The following is an 18,988-nucleotide window of genomic DNA, read 5'->3' as shown; positions in this document are numbered from 1 at the left end:
TTGTCCGGTTTGTTTTTCTAAAAATAATAATCTCCTTATAATAGCTAACTATGATCAATAAACTTGATTTAAAAATAGGACAAAAAGGCGGCCGGTCGTATATAAAAGATACCTACTTCACCCGTCCTTTCAGATTGGCAAATGTTGGCGAAAACCGTCCCGATCCGGCTCTTTATCTGATGATAATGAGTTCGTCGCCGGGCATTCTCGATAATGATTGCTACGATATTGATATCGAGACAGAAAAGGATACAAGGCTTCAACTGCAAACCCAGTCTTATCAGCGGCTTTTCAGAATGCAGGATGGTGCCAGCCAGAAAATGGTTATCAAGCTGGATGAAGGAAGCGAGATAAGCTATATTCAACATCCCATAGTACCTCACGAACACTCTATATTCAAAGCACATAATACCGTTCATCTTAAGAACCAGACCATATTTACGTATGGAGAAATTATTACTTGTGGACGGAAGCATTCGGGGGAAGTATTCCGTTTCAAAGAATTTCAGAACCTGACGGAAATATTTTACAATAATAAAATGATAATAAAAGACAATATTCTTATCGAGCCCGAATTGATGAATATTGACTCCATAGGTCAGCTCGAAGGGTATACCCATCAAGCTACACTTCTGCATGTTAATACTCGCAATGAGAATATATTGGATCAGGCTGAATATATACATGATTTATTATCACTCGAAGAAGATATTATTTATGGCGTATCCCAGCCCTTACCAAATTCTATAATCATAAGAATTCTTGGAAATGGCGGAGAGCAGCTATTTGATTCATTCAAACAGATCGAGAAATATTTATGGGGATTAAATACGCCCAATCCTCAGACTAAAGAGAAAGCCATTGCAGTAGAATAAATAGAATATATTCTTTTAAACTGAACGATCATGAATGCTGAAATATTAACTCTACTATTTACAACCGTTGCTATCAGCTTTGTTCACACAGCATCGGGTCCCGATCATTACTTGCCGTTTATAGTGTTTTCGCGCGCAAAAAAATGGTCGCTATTTACTACTGCTATGTGGACTGCTGCTTGTGGTATCGGTCATGTGTTGAGTTCGGTTCTTATCGGATTAATCGGTTTATTACTCGGATGGCAATTATCTAAACTAGATTGGTTTCAGGACGTAAGAGGCAGTTTGGCTGCATGGAGCTTTTTTATTTTGGGCGGAGTATATCTCTTATGGGGATTGTATAAAGCATATACCAATAAACCTCATAAACATTTTGATGTATATAGTGGCGACGATATTTATGTGTACTCGCATAAGCATGGTGAAACAACGTACCCGCAAAGCAGAGTAAAAGTTACGCCTTGGATTTTACTGGCCATCTTTGTTATGGGGCCTAGCGAGCCTATTATTCCACTTCTTTTCTATTCGGGAGTTACACGTTCGGTTACAGAGATATTACTGATAATAGGTGTTTTCACTATAACTACTGTCTTTACGATGCTTAGTGTCGTTCTGCTCGGATATTACGGCTATTCATTCGTGAAAACAAATGCCCTCGAGCGTTATTCGTATGCGATTGGTGGAGGTGTAGTTACACTTTGCGGAGCAGGAATGATCTTTTGGAATTGGTGATTAAGAATATGTAAGAAGTTTTTTGAGGATTAATATATTTTTCTGATTGATTACAAACATTAAAAATAGAATTTATGAAAAAGGTTATTTTAATAATTATTGGTGTTTTCTTGTACGCATCGATGTATGCACAAGATCCAGATTATCAGTATGATTCTACCTCCCTGCGGAGTAAGCCTCTTATTAGTATAGATAAAGGTAAGTATTTTAAGGATGTGAATATGATTGCTAATATTCGATATGCATCGAATAGTAATTTTTCGAATGGGAATTTTGTGAATTCTGCATTTCGGATGAACGAGTTTCGAATGGAAATATCTGGTTATGTTACAGATAAAATTAGCTTTACATTTCGGGACAGGTTTGCAAATAACTCTCCCGATGCATTAACTACCGATGGATTGAAGCATTCTATAGACTTGGCGCACGTAAGTTATGACGTGACCCCTAATTTCTCAGTGACTGCAGGTAAAATGTTATCCGAATGGGGTAGTTATGAGCTTTTCTTGAATCCGGTGTACATGTATGCATATAACGACATGGTTCAATATGGAGACTTCTTCTTGTCAGGTATAAAAGGTAGTTGGTATGCTACTCCTGATCATAGCCTCACTCTACAAGTTGTAAACTCTAATACTCGCTCGTTCGAAATGCGTTATGGTGATACTCCCGGTGTAGAGGCTGCCAAAATACCGTTGGGAGCAACAGGAAACTGGAAAGGAGAATTTGCAGATGGACTATTCAGTACCATGTGGAGTTACAGTATGTATAACTTAGCAAAAAATCAACACTGGAATTTAGTAGCTTTAGGTAATCAGCTTAAAGTACCGAATCTGACTTTACAATATGACTTCAAATACAGTAATGAAGACTTAGACAACACCGGAGTTTTAAGTAATTTGCTGGGATATAATTTTGCAGAGAGGGCACAGGATGTAAGATATATAGAGCATTGGGTTCGTGGCGAATATTTCTTTACTCCTAAGTGGAGTACAACAATCATGGGTATGGTAAATTCTAATTATTGGAGAGGAAATCCTGACACAAGTGCAGAACGTACTACTCATATAAGAGATCAGTGGAGCTTTGTGGCAGCGCTAGAATATCATTTATTTAAGCCTTATAATGTTAAGGTATTTGCTGCTTATGTAGGCCGCTACAATAATTATACTAATTACGCTAAGAGCCAATTTGATATGGCGAATAACAATACAGGACAAATACTAATCGGTATTGTAAGCCCGCTAGTTTTATTCTAATTAGTGAATGATAATAATCTTACTTTAAAAAATTGTTACAATGAAAACAGATAAGGTTTATTTCTGGGATCCCTACCTAAAAGGTGTGGGGCAGATAATGTTACAGAGCAATGTGCTCACGGGTTTACTCTTCCTGATCGGTATTCTTATCAACTCTCCGGTTATGGCTCTGGCTGCTTTGGTTGCCGTCACTGTCGGAACATTAACAGCTAAATTGCTGAAGTTCGATGAGGAAAATATCAATTCGGGTCTTTATGGCTTTAATGCTACGCTAGTAGGGGTTGCACTGATTGTCTTCTTCGAAGCTACGCTGCTTATTTGGATTGCTATTGTCGTACTATCGGCAGTAAGTGCATTAATAATGAATTTCTTTATTCAGAAAAAGATACCGGTATTTACGTTTCCGTTTATCATTTTGACTTGGATTGCTTTATTCATTTTCCATAGCGTTACACCTGTCCCTGATGCTCCGGCAGATTATTTGACAGAGATCGTCGAATATACTCCGTTCTCATTAATGAATTACGGTTTAGGATTCGGTGAAGTTATCTTCCAAGGTAGTCTTCTATCCGGAGTGATATTCTTCATTGCAGTTTATGTAAGTTCTCCTACTGCTGCTTTATACGGTTTGTTCGGTGCACTGTTTGGTGTTCTTGTTGCCATATTGCTGAAAGATCGTATCGAAGACGTGAAAATGGGTATGTTCAGCTTCAACGCCGTGCTTTGTTCTATCGTATTCTCGGGACCCAAAAAGATTAATGGCTTGTATGTCGTTATAGCAGTTATACTATCGGGTATTACCGAAGAAATTATGCTGAGATGCGACTTACCTGTACTTACTTTCCCATTTGTATTTGGTACTTGGTTAACATTGATAATAAGAGATGTATTGGTGAAAAAACTTATCCCGTCTAGCACTACTGAGTGATTTTTCCAAGTGTTTTTTAGTATTATTCTTAATAGGCTACCCTAATGCTATGGGGTAGCCTATTTTTTTATAATTCTTGTCCCTCGAATGGCTAGAAGTCAAAATGTAAAAACTTGTGTATCTTTATTTATTTATTTATTTTGAGGTGTGCATGATATTTATTAACATGCTAGATGTGTTTATTTTATATATTACATTATCTTTACAGTCAAATAGTTGCATTTACACCTTACAAAGTATCAGGATGTATTAATTAGGATAAGATAATTAGGCTCAGAATAACTAGAAGACATAATAACAAACTTTATTAAACACGTACAAAATGAATATATTTTATAAGAAATTAATCTTTCTGTCGGTGATTACATTAGCTGCTCAAAGTACATTGAGTGGGCAAGTTACCATCGGGTCGAACAACCCGCCTCTAGACGGGTCTTTGCTTCAGCTTAAAGAAAATCAGGGGAACAATGCTAACTCAGCTAAAGGTATAGGCATGCCCCGGGTATCAATGGTCACTACCACTCCCGCTTTAGGGCAACTAGCCCAATCCATCGGATCGTCCGATACATGGGACGAAGTCGCTCACATGGGACTGTTGGTTTATAATACTAATGCATGTGTAAATGGCACAGGAATGGATAATGGACTTTACGTGTGGAATGGTACACAGTGGGAGAGCCTGCGGGAGACCACATTGTCGCCCGATGTACAAACACTTACTGATCCGCGCGACAACGAAACCTACCTTTACCGCTCTTTCGGTGATGCTGCCGGTGTATGGATGCTCGAAAACATGCGCTACATCGACCCCAGTTTTACAGCCAGTACCGGCAATTCGAATAACAATTCTGCCGACAGGTTTTATGCCTATCCCAATGCTAATGTTGCTACTCCGGGCATAGCGCCTTCCACTTGGAGAAAAAATCAGGGATTGATCTATTCGTACGCTGCTGCTACTCTCGGTGCGCAAGACGCAGTAAATACGGATCAGAGCGAAGGCCGTCCGAATCAAGGACCTCTAACTCCTATCCAGGGCGTATGTCCTGCGGGCTGGCATTTGCCAAGCGACAGTGAATGGAATCAATTGGAAAAGGAAATCTATAACAATCCTCAAAAATACAGCGCCTATACCAGTTCCGACCAATTCAATCCTACCACGTGGAACGATACATGGAATACCACTTACAACTCCCGCGGTTCGGCCAACGGAAACGGACACGGCTATGCCATGCTATCTCCATGCCTCGTGCCAGGCGCTACCGGTGGTATTACCACCGGAGGAACTAGTCTTCCTGCATCACAGGGTGGTTTCGATATTAAGCTTGTGGGAAGAGCAGGTGGAGCATATGCCGGTTCGTTTGATAATTATGGTAACTATACTACCATCTGGTCTAGTAGTGTTAATGACAGTGCCATTGCTTGGTTCCGGTCCTTTGACCGGGGATCGTTCGCAGATAGTCCCCCTTATAAGGTGACAAGGGCAAATTCCAGTCGTTCTTACATAAATTCGGTACGCTGTAAGAAGAATGATTAGATTTATCTATTCACTTAGTTGTCATCTAGAGTCTTAGGTAACTCGTTGTTGCTTTATAATGCTCGAAGTGTATTTATCGAAAAAGTTTTCTTTTGTTGATTCTTTCTTAGAGGGTGTATGTCTGATATAAAAGGAAGAATCTATGAAATAACCGGGATGTTTATATGCTTCGAAGTTATAATAAATACCACGCTCTGCTTTTAATTGTAAAAGTTGCATGTAATTTCGCATATACATATATAGAAAAAGCACCTAGATTTCTCTAAGTGCTTATCTTCTGAACTGTCGGGATAGCGGGATTCGAACCCACGACCCCCTGCTCCCAAAGCATAATTTTTCACTTTCTTCTATTTTCAATACTTTTCATTTGTTGTATATTGTGTTGATATACAGCGATTATGTGAATTTTTAACATTGTCTTATAGTTGTTTATTTTCAAATATTTCGTATACTTGTGTGCAAATTGTGTGCACATAAAAATTTGCACACAGAATACTTGAAAGGCTTATGGATGCTTATGTTTTAAATGGAATTAGTATCGCATTATTTCTTGATAATCGGCGAGAAATCAAGACAGGGAACTATCCTGTAAAGATTCGAATAACATACAAACGAGATCGGAAATATTATTCGACCGGGAAGAGTTTGTGTGTACAAGATTGGGAGAAAATTGAAAAAACGAAGAATTCAGAGTTAGTGAATATAAAAAAAGACCTACAAATTTCATTTGAAAAAGTTAGGGATGCGGTTCAAACTTTAGAGAGTGAGGGACGTTTTTCTTTCGATGCTTTAAACATGTATTTAGGAAAATGTACAGGTGACACACTAAATATGGCATTCAAAGCAAAAATAGATACATTGATAGAGTCTGGCTCAATAGGTAATTCCGATGTATATACTTCTGCATTTAGATATTTAGAAAAATATGCAGGAAGCAAAGTGACCTTTGACTCCGTAACAATCGATTGGTTGAAGCGATACGAAAAAGCAATGCTCGAAGATGGAAAAAGTTATACTACTATTTCAATCTATATCAGATGTATCAGAGCATTATTCAATGATGCTAAAACAATTGGAGTAATTAAAGAAGTCCAATATCCTTTTGGCAGAGGAAAATATGAAATTCCTTCAGGTAAAGGAAGAAAGCTAGCATTAAGTTTACAGCAGATAAAGCAGATTATAACTTTCACAGACGGTTTTGAGGCGACAGAGCGCTATCGGGATTTATGGTTTTTTTCTTATTTGTGTAATGGTATTAATGTAAATGATATGTTAAAGCTTAAATATTCTAATATAGATGGCGATGAAATTCATTTTTATCGTGCTAAGACACTTCATACATCTAAAGAGAAAAAAGAGATAGAGGCTTTGTTAACACCAGAGATGAAACAAATAATAGAGAAATGGGGAAATTCAGATAAAAGTCCTAATAATTACATATTCCCTTTTCTCACAGGAGATGAAACACCTTTACAGCAGAAAAGAACAATTCAGGATGTGACTCACCGCATTAATAAGCGGTTGAAGAAAATAGGCGAGGCTATTGGCATATCGGGATTAAGTACTTATAGTGCCAGACATTCTTTTGCCAGTGTATTGAAAAGGAGTGGAGCTAATATTGCATATATTTCTGAAAGTTTGGGACATAGTGATTTAAAGACGACTGAAACCTATCTTGCTTCATTTGAAAAAGAAGAAAGGATTAAAAATGCTGCATTTCTTACTAATTTTGGAGAGGATTAATAAAGTTTGTCACAAAAATCTTATACTTTTGTGACATAATAAAGATAAAAAATGCAATCAATTCATCAACAGGTATTAGATATAATTCAAAATTTCAAACGAGGAAGTATTTTCTTCCCTGAAGAGTTTGATCATTTAGGAAATAATGATTCTGTTCGAAAAGCTCTTTCTCGCATATGCAAAGAGGGGACTATTATTCGGATATCAAGAGGAGTCTATTTATATCCTATTATTGACAAGGAATTAGGCATATTATATCCATCTGTAGATAATGTAGCTCAGGCTATTTCGAAAAGGGATAAGTCAAGAATAATTCCGACAGGATTATTTGCATTAAATAGCTTAGGGCTTTCAACACAAGTACCGATGAATGTTATTTACCTGACAGATGGGATTCCTCGTAAAATAAAAGTTGCAAAACAAACCATTACATTTAAACAAACTGCACCTGTAAATTTTTCCTTTAAAGGAAAAATAACTCCGCTTGTCGTTTCTGCATTAAAAGAAATAGGGAAAGATAAAGTAAGACCTGAAGAGTTGGAGCAGATTAGAAAAATGTTGAAACTAGAATCGAAAGAAATTGTAATATCGGATGCCTACATTGCTCCCCGTTGGATTACAAATATTATTTTATCACTTATAAACACCTCAGATAATGAATCGCTGGCTTAATGTCGAAGAAGAAAGAAGAGTAAATATAATTAAGGATATAGAAGGTAAAACATATTTATCTTCTGCTTCCATCGAAAAAGATTGGTGGGTAACTATGGTATTGAAAGCCTTGTTCTCAACTCCATTTGCAAGTAGCCTATCATTTAAGGGTGGCACATCATTGAGTAAATGTTGGAATCTAATACAACGATTCTCAGAAGATGTAGACATTGCAGTTGATAGAGAATACTTAGGCTTTGGTGGAGAATTATCAAAAACTCAAATTAGTGATAAACTTAGACGAGCATCATGTACTTTCACTAGAGATAAATTGACTACAGAATTGTCAACACAGTTAGCTAACTTGGGTATAGATCAATCTTTATTTTCAATTACCGTTAATATAACAACTGTAACCACAACTGATCCTGAAATTATAGAAATCCACTACAAGTCGGTATTTTCTGAGGCTGACTATATTCAGAATAAAGTATTAGTTGAAGTTAGTGGCAGATCAATGAATGAGCCAAAAGAGAAAATAGGAATAAATTCGATTATATCACAAACCTATCCCCAAGCTAGTTTTGCAGAGGAAAACTTTGAAATAGAAGGAGTATCTCCTAAGCGTACATTTTTGGAAAAGGCATGTTTGTTGCATGAAGAATTTCAAAAGATATCTGATGACATTCGTGTAGATAGGATGTCTCGGCATATTTACGATTTAGGAAAATTGATGGATACAGAGATAGCGAAAGAGGCTTTAGATGATACGGAATTATATAAGGCTGTAATAGAGCATCGCAAGAAGTTTATTGGATTGAAAGACTTTGATTATAAAACTTTACTACCACAAGCGATTTCTTTTGTTCCTCCAAGCGAGGTGTTATCGAAGTGGAGAGATGACTATAATAAAATGCAATCATCTATGATTTATGGAGATTCATTATCTTTTGATAAGCTGATTGAGAAAATAAAAGAATTGAACAATAGTTTTAGGAAAGTTAGTTTGGATTAAAACTTACGATTATGGACACTATCAAAGAGACCCTTTATTACATAGAGCAATACAATAGCCTGATTAAATATCAGATAAAATCCAATAAAGAAACCTGTGCCGGTGAAAGAAAAATAGACCTATCCCTTGAAAGCACCCTGACGGATTTCGATCAACTTAAATCCGAAATCCAACAAAATCTTTCGAGAGAAGCATACCCCGAAGAGTTTACCTGTTCAATCAACCGTCTGCTATTCCTGAGCGAAGCCAACAGCGACCTGTTGGCCGAATATAACCCCATTATCAAACAACTATACAACGAATACCCGATAACCAAGCAGCTCGAAGAACTATCTTTCAATACTTATCAGTTCATAAGAGATGAAGTCTTCAAACATCGGGATGAGTTCGAAAGACCAATTGTGTATAAGGGCTTTGAAGCTGTAATAACAAATCTGCCCGAGTACTATTTCAAAGACAATAATTATATTCTTTGGAGGCTCTCTCACTTTATACCAGTCATAACCACTCCTTATACAAAGCAATTACTCAGAGATTTTAACAACCGTAAACGAATCGTTTCAGAAAATGAAACAAGCAAACTTACTCAACAGTATAAGGCTGAATATATAAGTAAAGCCATAGAACTATCCACTGACTTTTGTGACCGTAACTTCGTTTCCGATTATCTGCTTGGAAAACCAAGTATCGACAAACGACACATAACAGGGTATATATTATCAGATATGCTTGAAAAACTAAATCTATCCGACTATGCCCGGTATATTGAGTTTAATTACTCCAAATATTCTTCTACATACGATTGGAAGTTTGAGAAGAATTCAATAAACGATTATACCGATCTGACGGCTTTACCTCAATTCGAACACTTGATCCTACTATTAAGCAGCATATTCTTTGTTCGGGAATTAGATAAAGAACAAAGATCAATTGTTGAAACCGAAGCTGAAATAAGTTCTGAACCTGATACACAAGAAACAGAAAGAACAGAAACTATTATTGAAGAAGAGATAGCTGAGCCAACCACAATTGATGAACCTATAGAAAATAAAGAGACTGAAAATAATCAATTGGCTGACGGCAGAGTGGAAGTAGAATCGAATGGCATAATATACAAAGAAAAATTACGCCCGGATTGTATAACGAAACTATCCACCCTGATACAAGTACACGAAGAATTTAATAATACCCTTTGGGAAGACATATCCGTGTTGGAATTTCTGAACGTTTTTGCAACCACAATACAAAAAGTAGAAGCATTTGAGATCAAAGACAAGACCCAGTTCTATTATCTGCTCAAACGAATATGGAAAAACAGAACCGATTTATCGACCTATAGGTATGAAAAAGAATGGCTGATTCCCTTTCTTAATGCCTATGGCTTATCGCATTCCTCTTATTCCAATCAATTTATAGAGAAAGACGGAGTATATAATCACCGCAGATTTATAAAAGCAGTAGCCGACATCTTCCCCGAATAAGAAAATCAACAAACGATAATTCATATTGATTCACAGAGCCGAAAGATACCTTTCGGCTCTTTTTTATATGTATATTTTTGATAAACAGAAGTGTAAAGTGTGAATAAAATAATGTAAGAATACCTCTCCCAGTTAGATAATTCATAAAACTCTTCATATAAAGCCGATTTAACTTTGCTTGCAGACTCGGACGAGTAAAGCAAGGACGCTTGCAAGTATCAATTATTAAAATCGGACTATATGAAAGAATTTATTTTAACAACCCCCGAACAATTAGAAGAGATTGTTCACAAAGCAGTAAAGAATGCCTTCCCATCAGAACAGGAAACAAAGCCGCAAAAAATTCCCGATAACTGTTGTGTAGAACAAGCATTGGCTTTTCTTTCCGAAAATGGCTATAAGCTTAGCAAATCGAGGCTTTATAAGATGACAGCGAATAAGCAACTCCCATTCCGTTATTTCGGGCGTAGGATTGTATTCTCACGTAGTGAACTACTCAAATGGATAGATGGGCAGACAACCCCCTCCTCAAATTCGGATCAGACACTCTTGGCTATAGCTGAAAGTGCCAGAAAGAAATCTACTAATAAAACATCAAAACAACTAAATAAACAATACGATGAGTCAAAATTCAAAAAATAAAAAAGCAGAGGATTTCAACCTAAATGATTATATCAATCCTCAAAAAGGATTAAATAATTCTACTGCACCAATTGAACAGCCCCTAGCCAGTGAGGCAATTGTAAACACTAAGCCTACTGATAATATAGTGTCAGAAAAAGAAAGTTTGCTCCTTCAGTCAACAAAGAAGGCTGTATCCTCTAAACAACGTAAAGCCGGTCTATCCGAATACCAACAAACCTTTCTTTCAGTTCCTAAGATTACCGATCGCAAAACCGTATTTATCAGCAATGAACTTCGGGAGAAGATAGTCGGTATAGTACGTAAACTCGGTACAGAAAAATCAAGCGTTTCAGGCTTTGTCGAGAATCTGGTAATCCATCACTTAGAAGAGTACAAGGAAGATGTTGAAAGTTGGAAGAAGTTGTAAGCAAACCAAGTAAAGTAAGCATACCGATTGGGATGTAAGCCACCCTTTGCCATGTTAGCGGAGCGAGGTTATGTTTTCATTGCATGAAAACCCTCGCTTTGGCTGACCGCCAAAGGAAAAATTGCTCCCGTTGGTCGACAATTTTATGGAGAAGAAGAGCCCGGATAATAAGAAAGGAGGACGTCCCCCAAAGACTTCCGTAAGCCGAAAAAGCAAGACCATAGGAGTCTGTTTTTCCGAGCCGGAACTCTATGCAATCAAGCATCGGGCAAAACAAGCAGGGCTTCCTCTAAGTATCTATTGTCACGATGCTGTATTAAATGCTAAGGTTGTCGAAGCACTCAAAAAAGAAGACGTAGACTTACTCAAAAGCCTGTCGAATATGGGTAATAATTTGAACCAATTAGTTAAAACAGCACGTTTTACAAGCCTAGAACAACTCGAAAATGAATCAAAATCGGTCTTAGATGATATTCAAAACATAATAAATAAATTCTCAGATGATTGGAAAAATAATAAAAGGAAGAAGCTTTAAAGGTTGTATTCCCTATGTACTCGATAAAGAAAATGTGAAGCTGATCGATAGTGAAGGCGTATTATTAACAGATACAAAATCCATTATCAACAGCTTTTATATGCAAAGTTTGATGAACCCAAATCTCTCGAAATGTGTCGGTCACATACCCCTAAGCTATTCCAAAGAAGACGAACCGAGGCTGACAGATCAGTTTATGATTCAACTCGCAAAAGAATATATGGAAGCCATGAAAATTAAGAATACCCAGTATATTATCGTTAGGCATAATAATACCGATAATCCACATTGCCATATCGTATTCAACAGAGTTGATAATAACGGAGAAACTATCAAAGATAATAATGATAAATATGAAAATGTAAAAGTATGCAAGGCACTCAAAGAGAAATACAACCTCACTTTTGGAAAAGGTAAGGAGCAGGTTAACGCCGATAAGCTGAAAGGAGCAGAGAAAATAAAATACGAAATATACCACGCCATTAAAGCGACCCTGAAAATATCAAAAGATTGGCAACAGTTCGAACAAAACTTGAAACAGCAAGGCATATCCATTGCTTACAAGTATAAAGGTCAAACCGATGAGGTACAGGGTGTTTCTTTCAAAAAAGGAGACTGTTCATTCAAAGGATCTGATATAGACAGACAATTCAGTTATTTAAAACTGAATAATCAACTATATGCTGAAGACCAACAATATAATAATAAGCAACACCAAAATCAACCATACCCAAAAGAACAGCAGTCTCAATCCGCTTCAATTATGGAATCTGTTCTGGATGGGCTTAGCGGCATGACTAATTTTCAGCAGCATGGAGAAGATTATGAAGAAGACGCATTTAAGAAAAGGATGGAGCACGAAGAGAAGAAACGCCGCAAGAAAAGCGGAATTAAAAGATAAGAAACATTACAAATTAAAATTATTATAAACTTAAACAATAACAATTATGTCAAACGTATCAAATGAAGCTCTTTGGGGCAAGCTCTCCGAAATGGACGAGAAACTGGATATGATATCCAAGAAAGAAGTGTCAATTGAGATACCACAACTACCACAAGCTATACCGACTGTTTCCAAAGAAGAAATAAAGGCTATGGTAGATGATGGCATAAAAATTCTTGGAAAACATACAGATTCTCATTTTGCAGCAAATCTCAAAAATATTGAGAGGCTCAATAATAATGTTTTAAAGACAAAAGAAACGGTCGAGTCCATAAGAATACCTGAAAATAATATCACATTAGAAGCGATACAATCTATATTGTCAAAAGATAAAACGATGGCATTCGGATTGGGCAGAATCCGTAAAACCACATTTATTATAGGAGTATTGATCGCATTTTTATTTATGATGATTACCTTCAGTATGAAACAGCATGCCGATTATGCAATTCTGCAAAACAGGTACAGTTGGCAGAATGTAACCATTTATAAACTACAAATCGAAAATGACAGCCTCAAAGCAAACCGAACGACAATAAATAAAACAAAGAAAAAATAAACCTTAACACCATTGTTGACGATTATAAAAAAGAAAAATGCGTGCTAATACTAAAGCACGCATTTTACAATACAATATTAGAAAACTTATACTGAATAAAAAGACTTAAAGAAAATATCGTCTTTCGTCCTTTCTATGGATATGAAAGAATTGGGTAATACCCAACGGTTCTGAATATAATCATAAGCATAGGTCTTATTCAGATAACTGATATAGTTACTTAACTCATCTAAGTCATCCAAGAATATATGGGAGGCATTGCAGCTATTGTTCTTGTCAAAGGTGCATGACAGAGTTGCTTTCTGGTCTTCAAAGAGAAGGTCTATGATATTCTCTTTGACTTCATTCAATATACTCGGCTACATACATAGGATTGTCAGAATAGCTTTCTTTGATTTGGTCATGGGATAGCCTTAATATTAGAGAAGAACAGTTTATCAGTATTGCACAATATTCCGTTGAGCTTGTTTGTTTTATTGTCATACATACGTCTGTTTATAGCCTGATGGTAAATCAGACTGATTATTTAATCTAAAAAAAACAGATATATTTACGACTGTAAGCTTGGCTTATGAAACTGCAAAGGTATCAGACTCATAAAAATAGCAGCACGAAATATCCAGTTAACAAATATACAATTTTATATAATAAAGTATTTTTCTTTTTCCTTATCTTTGGTAAACTTAATTTTACAGTATCTAAATAATTCCGATGAAAAAGTCAATAGCCTATCTGCCTAAACCAAAACAAGAAGACTTAATACGCCTTGTTATGGAGATCAACAAACGACTTCCCGAGGCCGAAATGATTATCTTATTTGGCAGCTATGCCAGAAATGAATATGTAGACTATGACGAAAGAGTAGAATTCGGTATACCTACCTCATTCCGTTCCGATTATGATATCTATGTAATCACAAGCAAGATATCAGACAATAAAGCAGGAATCATATTAGATAACATTGATGCTCTATATTATAAAGAACCCGATTATCAAACTCCTGTCAATTTTATCAACGACGATATAAAGACCATCAACCGAGCATTAGAAGAAGGTCGGTATTTTCATACCCAAATCAAACAGGAAGGAATTATCCTTTATGATAGCGGTAATTTTAAGTTAGCCCGAAGACGCAAACTAAAGTTTGATGAGATAAAGAAACAGGCACAGGAATATTTTGATGAGAAATTTAATCGAGCAAATAACTTTTTAAAATATGCAGGAATAGCGAATAGTGAAGCTGATTATAAAGAAGCATCTTTTTTTCTTCATCAAGCCTGTGAAAACTATTACTATGCTATCCGTTTAGCTTTTACGCTGAGAAGTAATAAACAACATAACCTGACTAAACTGGCTGCGTCTGTTAAAGGTCATTCTTCAGATTTGGCTCATGTCTTTCCTAATAATTCGGTAGAAGAAAAACGGCTTTTTAATTTGGTTAAGGATGCTTATATTGAGGCGAGGTATAATCCGAAATTCATAGTTACTAAAGAAGATATTGATGCTCTTATTCCGAAAGTGGAGTTACTTCGAGATATTACTAAACGTATTTGTGAAGTGAAGATTAGGGAGTATGGAGAGATGGGGTAATCTCATATTTATATATATATATATAATAAAGTATCCCGATTAATGAAACTATAGAGCAATAGATATTTTTATTATAGAATTTTAGAGCCGATGTTAATCGGCTTTTTTCGTATATACCCAATATAATAATAGAAAAAGCGACACCGAAGTGTCGCTCTTGATGTTTTCACAACGGAATAATCCTTATTGTGATTTGCTTTCAAATTGTATTTGCAAATATATTAAAATTTCACATAACCATACCAATATTCTTAAAATTTATTTATTTATCTTTAAGGCTTTGATAAAAAGGATACTATGAAAAAGATATTAGGATTAGATTTGGGAACCAACTCCATTGGTTGGGCGTTAGTAGATGCTGAAAATAAGAAAATCGAAGGTATGGGTAGTCGGATAATTCCGATGGGAACCGATAAGCAAGATTATGAAAAAGGTGTTGGAGTGACAAAAAATGCAACTCGTAGAGAAAAACGCACAGCCCGAAAAATGAACAAAAGATATAAATTGCGTAGAAATAAACTACTTTATGTCTTGTATGAACTGGGAATGTTACCAACACAATTTCAATTTAAAAATGATATACCAGAAGCAAATAAAATACAAGAACTAGAACTGCTACCAATCAAAAAAGGTACGATGCAGTTAGACTCACTTGGGTACTATCAACTGAAAGTTAATTCCCTTAGAAAACCTGTTGATGATATTAAAGATTTAGGGAAAATTCTTTATCAGTTTAACCAACTTAGAGGTTATTCAGGAGGTGATAATGAGGATGACAGTAAAAAGAAAACAGAAGATGATAGTGAGGATGGGGAAAAAAAAGCTTATGAAGTTTTTACCCGGCAAGTAGAGATATTAAGTGTAGAAAAATCAGATCGAACATTTAAGATAAAAGGAGGCAAAAACAAAGGAGAAGAGCAATTTTATTTTGATGTTATTATTTCTTTGAACGACGAGGAGATACAAGGCTCAACGATGCTTCAAAACTTAAAAGAAAAAGAAGGAAAAGAAGAAGAACTAGAAATAAGAATTAGGAGAACTAAAAAAGGAGTGAGTTCTGTTATTGTTGCATTACCCCAAAAGACCAATTGGCGTAAACAAATGGAGGCTACAGAGGCGGCTCTAAAAAGGGATGGAGGATTTATTAGTGAGCTTCTACTGCGTGATTTGGAAAAAAACAAATGGGCTAAAATTAGAAACCGAGTAACTCTGCGTAATAGGTACGAAGAAGAGTTTGATGCAATATGGGATATACAATCAAAAAAATATTCAATACTAGATAATTGCCCTAAAGAGAAACTAAACAACATCGCATGGTATTTATTTCCGGGAGAAAGAGAAACACAAAAACAATTAAGGAAAGAAGCTATTGAGGGCGGACTAAAGTATATTATTAAGAATCAGATAATTTATTATCAACGTCCACTAAAATCGCAAGAAGAATTAATTGGTAAATGTCGATTTGAGAAAGAAGAAAAGGTAATAGCTAATTCTCATCCTTTATTTCAAGAATTCAGGTGTTGGGATCAAATAAATAAATTGTATATTACTTCTAAATGTGAAAATTTCAGTGAAACGAAGAGGAAAAATGTTTTTGAATACACAGACAGATTTTTGAATCAGGAAGAGAAACTACAAATATATTCAAAACTCCAATATCAAAAACAAATTAGCTTTGGGGAGATTGCGAAAATTGTGAAATTAAAATCAGATGGAACAGAATATCTAAACGGACTGAATGCAAAAGCAAAACTAAAAGGTTGTGATACGTCTATTGCAATAAAAAAGACATTAGGCGTATATTACGAAAACATAGTAGAAAAAGACAATGAAATAGTAGAAAAAATCTGGCAAGCAATATTTTATAATTCAAATTATGGAAGCGAATACGATCCCAAAAGCCCCAAGGTTTCTTCTATCACAGATTTGTTGAAAAAATATCTAGTGCCACATATCTCAATAGAATTAGCTTTAAATATTGCTCAAAACATTAAGTTTCCAAGAAAATATGCTAACCTTTCTGATAAAGCGATTCGAAATATTCTACCGTTGATGCAACTTAACCCGATGGATGTTTCTGATAATGTCAAGGATAAATTCAATAATATTCAACATCTGATCGAAACAGCAGAAATACTTGACGAAAATTTGTTAGAGAATTCTGAAGAGTATGTAATTTCTTTCATAAAAAACCATCCGGACTTGCTTAATAAAGGGGGAATTATGTATGCCTTTGCGAGTTCATTAGTATATGGTAAGCATACCAAAGAGACTATTAAAGCTCAAATCTTAGATTATCATGACATCAAGTATGTTGACCGAAAATTAAGAAATCCAATTGTTGAGCAAATCATCAATGAAACGATGCAAGTTGTGAAAGCTATATGGAAAGAGTATAAATTTGACCCTAAAGAACTTGAGATTCGTGTTGAATTGGCTAGAGACCTGAAAAACAGTTCAGCAGAAAGAGAAAATATATATAAAGGACAGATAAACAATCAAAAAAATAATGAAGCCGTAAAAAAACGGCTGGCTGAGTTGAAGCAAGAACCCACGCAAGGAAACATTGAATTATATAAACTTTGGGAAGGTCAAAAATATACTTCACCTTATACCAAGGAGCCCATTCCGCTATCAAAATTGTTTTCACCGGAGCGATTATACGATATAGATCACATCATTCCTAAATCAAGATTTTTTGATGATTCAATATCGAATAAAATAGTTTGTGAAAGTGATATTAATGAGGAAAAAAGCAATAGAACAGCTTGGGAGTATATGTCACAACAAAACTCCAAATTTAAAATTTGCTCAATTGAGGAGTATATTAACTTTGTTAATGATAATTTTCATGGTAGGAAGAAAAGAAATTTATTACTCGAAAAAATACCAACAGGAGTGGTTGATCGACAAATAAAAGATACGCAATATATTTCTTTGGCAGTTAAAGATGAATTAGCAAAGATTGTAGGGAGCGACAATATAAAAACAAGCACTGGCGAAGTAACAAGTTTTTTAAGAAGTCGCTGGGGGTTAAAAGACCTTTTTATGAAACTTACGGAAAGTCGTTTTAAACAAATGGAATTGTGGGATTGGAATAATGAAACGAATCGACCAAACGAAGAGTGGATAATAAAATATTATGACCAAGAAAAAGAGAAGCATATCTATCAAATAAAAAACTGGAGTAAAAGATACGATCACCGCCATCACTCTATAGATGCATTAGTTGTTGCTCTTACAGAACCAAAACATATTCAAAGATTAAACAATCTAAACAAATATTTACAAGATGAACTTCTAAATAAAAAAGATGAATTCAAAATAGGGGTACAAGAAGGCGAAACTATTTTAGAAGCATTTTTCAATTTGGAAGAAAAGAGAAGAATTGAGATTCAAAGAAGTATTGAAAGTTCGAGATATCTTGAAAGTCTTATTTCTAAACCAAGTTTACTAAAACAAGCACAAGAATATTTAGAAAAAATGGTTATTTCCCACAAACCGAAAGACAAATTAGGGATTAAGATAGTGGACGATAAAACAGGCAGCAGGCAACTAAAAATACGAGCCGCACTACACCAAGAAACTTATTATGGCAAAACATTGGGGAGGGATACTAAAACAGTTGCAATTTCGTCTTTAAAAGTAAAAGATATTTCACAAATCATAGATGAGGTTATAAAAACGGAAATAGATTGCCATCGGAAAAAATACGAAACGATGAAGGAGGCTTTTACAGGCGAAGGTTTGATCGCTTTCAATGAGAGTCGCTTTCAAACTAAGAAAAACACCGAATTAAAGCCACCCGTATATAAAGTGAAGCTATGGTATAGTGGGAAAGAAGAAAGTTCTCTGCAAAGACTATATGATAATAACACTAAGAAAAGTGTTGTTACAGGGGATAATTATTTGTTTGTTGTTATGGAAAGTGATGTATAATATAATTGAAAAGTAGTCCACTAAAATAATTGAAAAGTATACCACCGGTTAAGTAAAATCCGCTAGAGCTTCTAATAAAGCCCTGCATTTTACTAACAAATATTAACATTATAAATTCCTTTGTGTATGAAACACTAACACAGAGGGTAAAAT

18 protein-coding genes are annotated in these 18,988 nt (G+C 35.4%); 16 read left to right on the top strand and 2 right to left on the bottom strand.

What is annotated here, in order from left to right; all coding sequences use genetic code 11:
- Positions 1-50 precede the first annotated feature (50 nt).
- The 5 genes from G7Y57_RS10590 (at position 51) to G7Y57_RS10570 (ending at position 5,328) form a co-directional block, all read left to right on the top strand.
- Positions 51-875 carry an urease accessory protein UreD gene (locus G7Y57_RS10590; RefSeq protein WP_165023640.1) on the top strand — a complete coding sequence of 275 codons (825 nt, stop codon included), beginning with the start codon at positions 51-53 and terminating at the stop codon, positions 873-875.
- A gap of 30 nt (positions 876-905) precedes the next feature.
- Positions 906-1,607: a hypothetical protein gene (locus tag G7Y57_RS10585; protein ID WP_165023637.1), complete on the top strand. Its 702-nt coding sequence runs from the start codon at positions 906-908 to the stop codon at positions 1,605-1,607.
- 74 nt (positions 1,608-1,681) lie between these two features.
- The gene (locus G7Y57_RS10580) at positions 1,682-2,866 is read left to right on the top strand and encodes a porin (RefSeq protein ID WP_165023634.1); all 1,185 of its coding nucleotides are present in this window, start codon (positions 1,682-1,684) and stop codon (positions 2,864-2,866) included.
- A gap of 40 nt (positions 2,867-2,906) precedes the next feature.
- Entirely contained in the window at positions 2,907-3,794 is an 888-nt protein-coding gene (locus tag G7Y57_RS10575) for an urea transporter (protein WP_165023631.1), read from the top strand.
- A gap of 322 nt (positions 3,795-4,116) precedes the next feature.
- Positions 4,117-5,328: an FISUMP domain-containing protein gene (locus G7Y57_RS10570; RefSeq protein WP_165023628.1), complete on the top strand. Its 1,212-nt coding sequence runs from the start codon at positions 4,117-4,119 to the stop codon at positions 5,326-5,328.
- A gap of 33 nt (positions 5,329-5,361) precedes the next feature.
- Here the strand turns inward: G7Y57_RS10570 and G7Y57_RS10565 are convergent, their stop codons facing one another.
- Positions 5,362-5,547 (bottom strand): hypothetical protein, encoded by a 186-nt coding sequence (locus G7Y57_RS10565; RefSeq protein ID WP_165023625.1) that lies wholly within the window; start codon positions 5,545-5,547, stop codon positions 5,362-5,364.
- A 288-nt stretch (positions 5,548-5,835) separates the two neighbouring features.
- On the opposite strand from G7Y57_RS10565, the gene G7Y57_RS10560 reads away from it, so the two are divergent.
- The 9 genes from G7Y57_RS10560 to G7Y57_RS10520 all read left to right on the top strand — a co-directional run bounded on the left by G7Y57_RS10560 (position 5,836) and on the right by G7Y57_RS10520 (position 13,306).
- Complete coding sequence (locus G7Y57_RS10560) at positions 5,836-7,071, top strand: site-specific integrase (RefSeq protein WP_165023621.1); 1,236 nt, start codon at positions 5,836-5,838, stop codon at positions 7,069-7,071.
- A 51-nt stretch (positions 7,072-7,122) separates the two neighbouring features.
- A complete protein-coding gene (locus G7Y57_RS10555) occupies positions 7,123-7,743 on the top strand; it encodes a DUF6088 family protein (protein ID WP_165023618.1) in 621 nt (206 codons plus the stop codon).
- The gene (locus G7Y57_RS10550; protein ID WP_255491421.1) at positions 7,727-8,737 is read left to right on the top strand and encodes a nucleotidyl transferase AbiEii/AbiGii toxin family protein; all 1,011 of its coding nucleotides are present in this window, start codon (positions 7,727-7,729) and stop codon (positions 8,735-8,737) included. Before G7Y57_RS10555 ends, G7Y57_RS10550 begins: the two co-directional genes overlap by 17 nt.
- A gap of 11 nt (positions 8,738-8,748) precedes the next feature.
- Positions 8,749-10,218, top strand: coding sequence for a hypothetical protein (locus G7Y57_RS10545; protein WP_165023615.1), 1,470 nt, complete (start codon positions 8,749-8,751; stop codon positions 10,216-10,218).
- 240 nt (positions 10,219-10,458) lie between these two features.
- A complete protein-coding gene (locus G7Y57_RS10540) occupies positions 10,459-10,860 on the top strand; it encodes a helix-turn-helix domain-containing protein (protein WP_165023612.1) in 402 nt (133 codons plus the stop codon).
- Positions 10,838-11,269, top strand: a complete 432-nt coding sequence (locus tag G7Y57_RS10535; protein WP_165023609.1) for a DUF3408 domain-containing protein — start codon at positions 10,838-10,840, stop codon at positions 11,267-11,269. Before G7Y57_RS10540 ends, G7Y57_RS10535 begins: the two co-directional genes overlap by 23 nt.
- Before the next feature lie 145 nt (positions 11,270-11,414).
- Positions 11,415-11,804, top strand: coding sequence for a plasmid mobilization protein (locus G7Y57_RS10530; RefSeq protein ID WP_165023606.1), 390 nt, complete (start codon positions 11,415-11,417; stop codon positions 11,802-11,804).
- Positions 11,770-12,705, top strand: coding sequence for a relaxase/mobilization nuclease domain-containing protein (locus tag G7Y57_RS10525; protein WP_165023604.1), 936 nt, complete (start codon positions 11,770-11,772; stop codon positions 12,703-12,705). The genes G7Y57_RS10530 and G7Y57_RS10525 overlap by 35 nt, the downstream gene beginning before the upstream one ends.
- 46 nt (positions 12,706-12,751) lie before the next feature.
- Positions 12,752-13,306 (top strand): hypothetical protein, encoded by a 555-nt coding sequence (locus G7Y57_RS10520; RefSeq protein ID WP_165023601.1) that lies wholly within the window; start codon positions 12,752-12,754, stop codon positions 13,304-13,306.
- A gap of 86 nt (positions 13,307-13,392) precedes the next feature.
- On the opposite strand, the gene G7Y57_RS10515 is transcribed toward G7Y57_RS10520, so the two are convergent.
- On the bottom strand, positions 13,393-13,656 hold the full coding sequence (locus tag G7Y57_RS10515) for a hypothetical protein (RefSeq protein WP_165023598.1): 264 nt from the start codon (positions 13,654-13,656) through the stop codon (positions 13,393-13,395).
- A gap of 361 nt (positions 13,657-14,017) precedes the next feature.
- Between G7Y57_RS10515 and G7Y57_RS10510 the strand changes: the two genes are divergently transcribed.
- Both G7Y57_RS10510 and cas9 read left to right on the top strand, forming a co-directional pair.
- Positions 14,018-14,896 (top strand): HEPN domain-containing protein, encoded by an 879-nt coding sequence (locus G7Y57_RS10510; RefSeq protein ID WP_165023595.1) that lies wholly within the window; start codon positions 14,018-14,020, stop codon positions 14,894-14,896.
- Positions 14,897-15,193: 297 nt separating this feature from the next.
- The gene (gene cas9, locus G7Y57_RS10505) at positions 15,194-18,835 is read left to right on the top strand and encodes a type II CRISPR RNA-guided endonuclease Cas9 (RefSeq protein WP_165023592.1); all 3,642 of its coding nucleotides are present in this window, start codon (positions 15,194-15,196) and stop codon (positions 18,833-18,835) included.
- Positions 18,836-18,988: the final 153 nt, after the last annotated feature.

The organism is Dysgonomonas sp. ZJ279, assembly GCF_011039205.1.
Classification (GTDB): Bacteria; Bacteroidota; Bacteroidia; order Bacteroidales; family Dysgonomonadaceae; genus Dysgonomonas.
The sequence above is the reverse complement of the archived record's forward strand: the minus strand, read 5'-3'. Positions and strand labels throughout refer to the sequence as shown.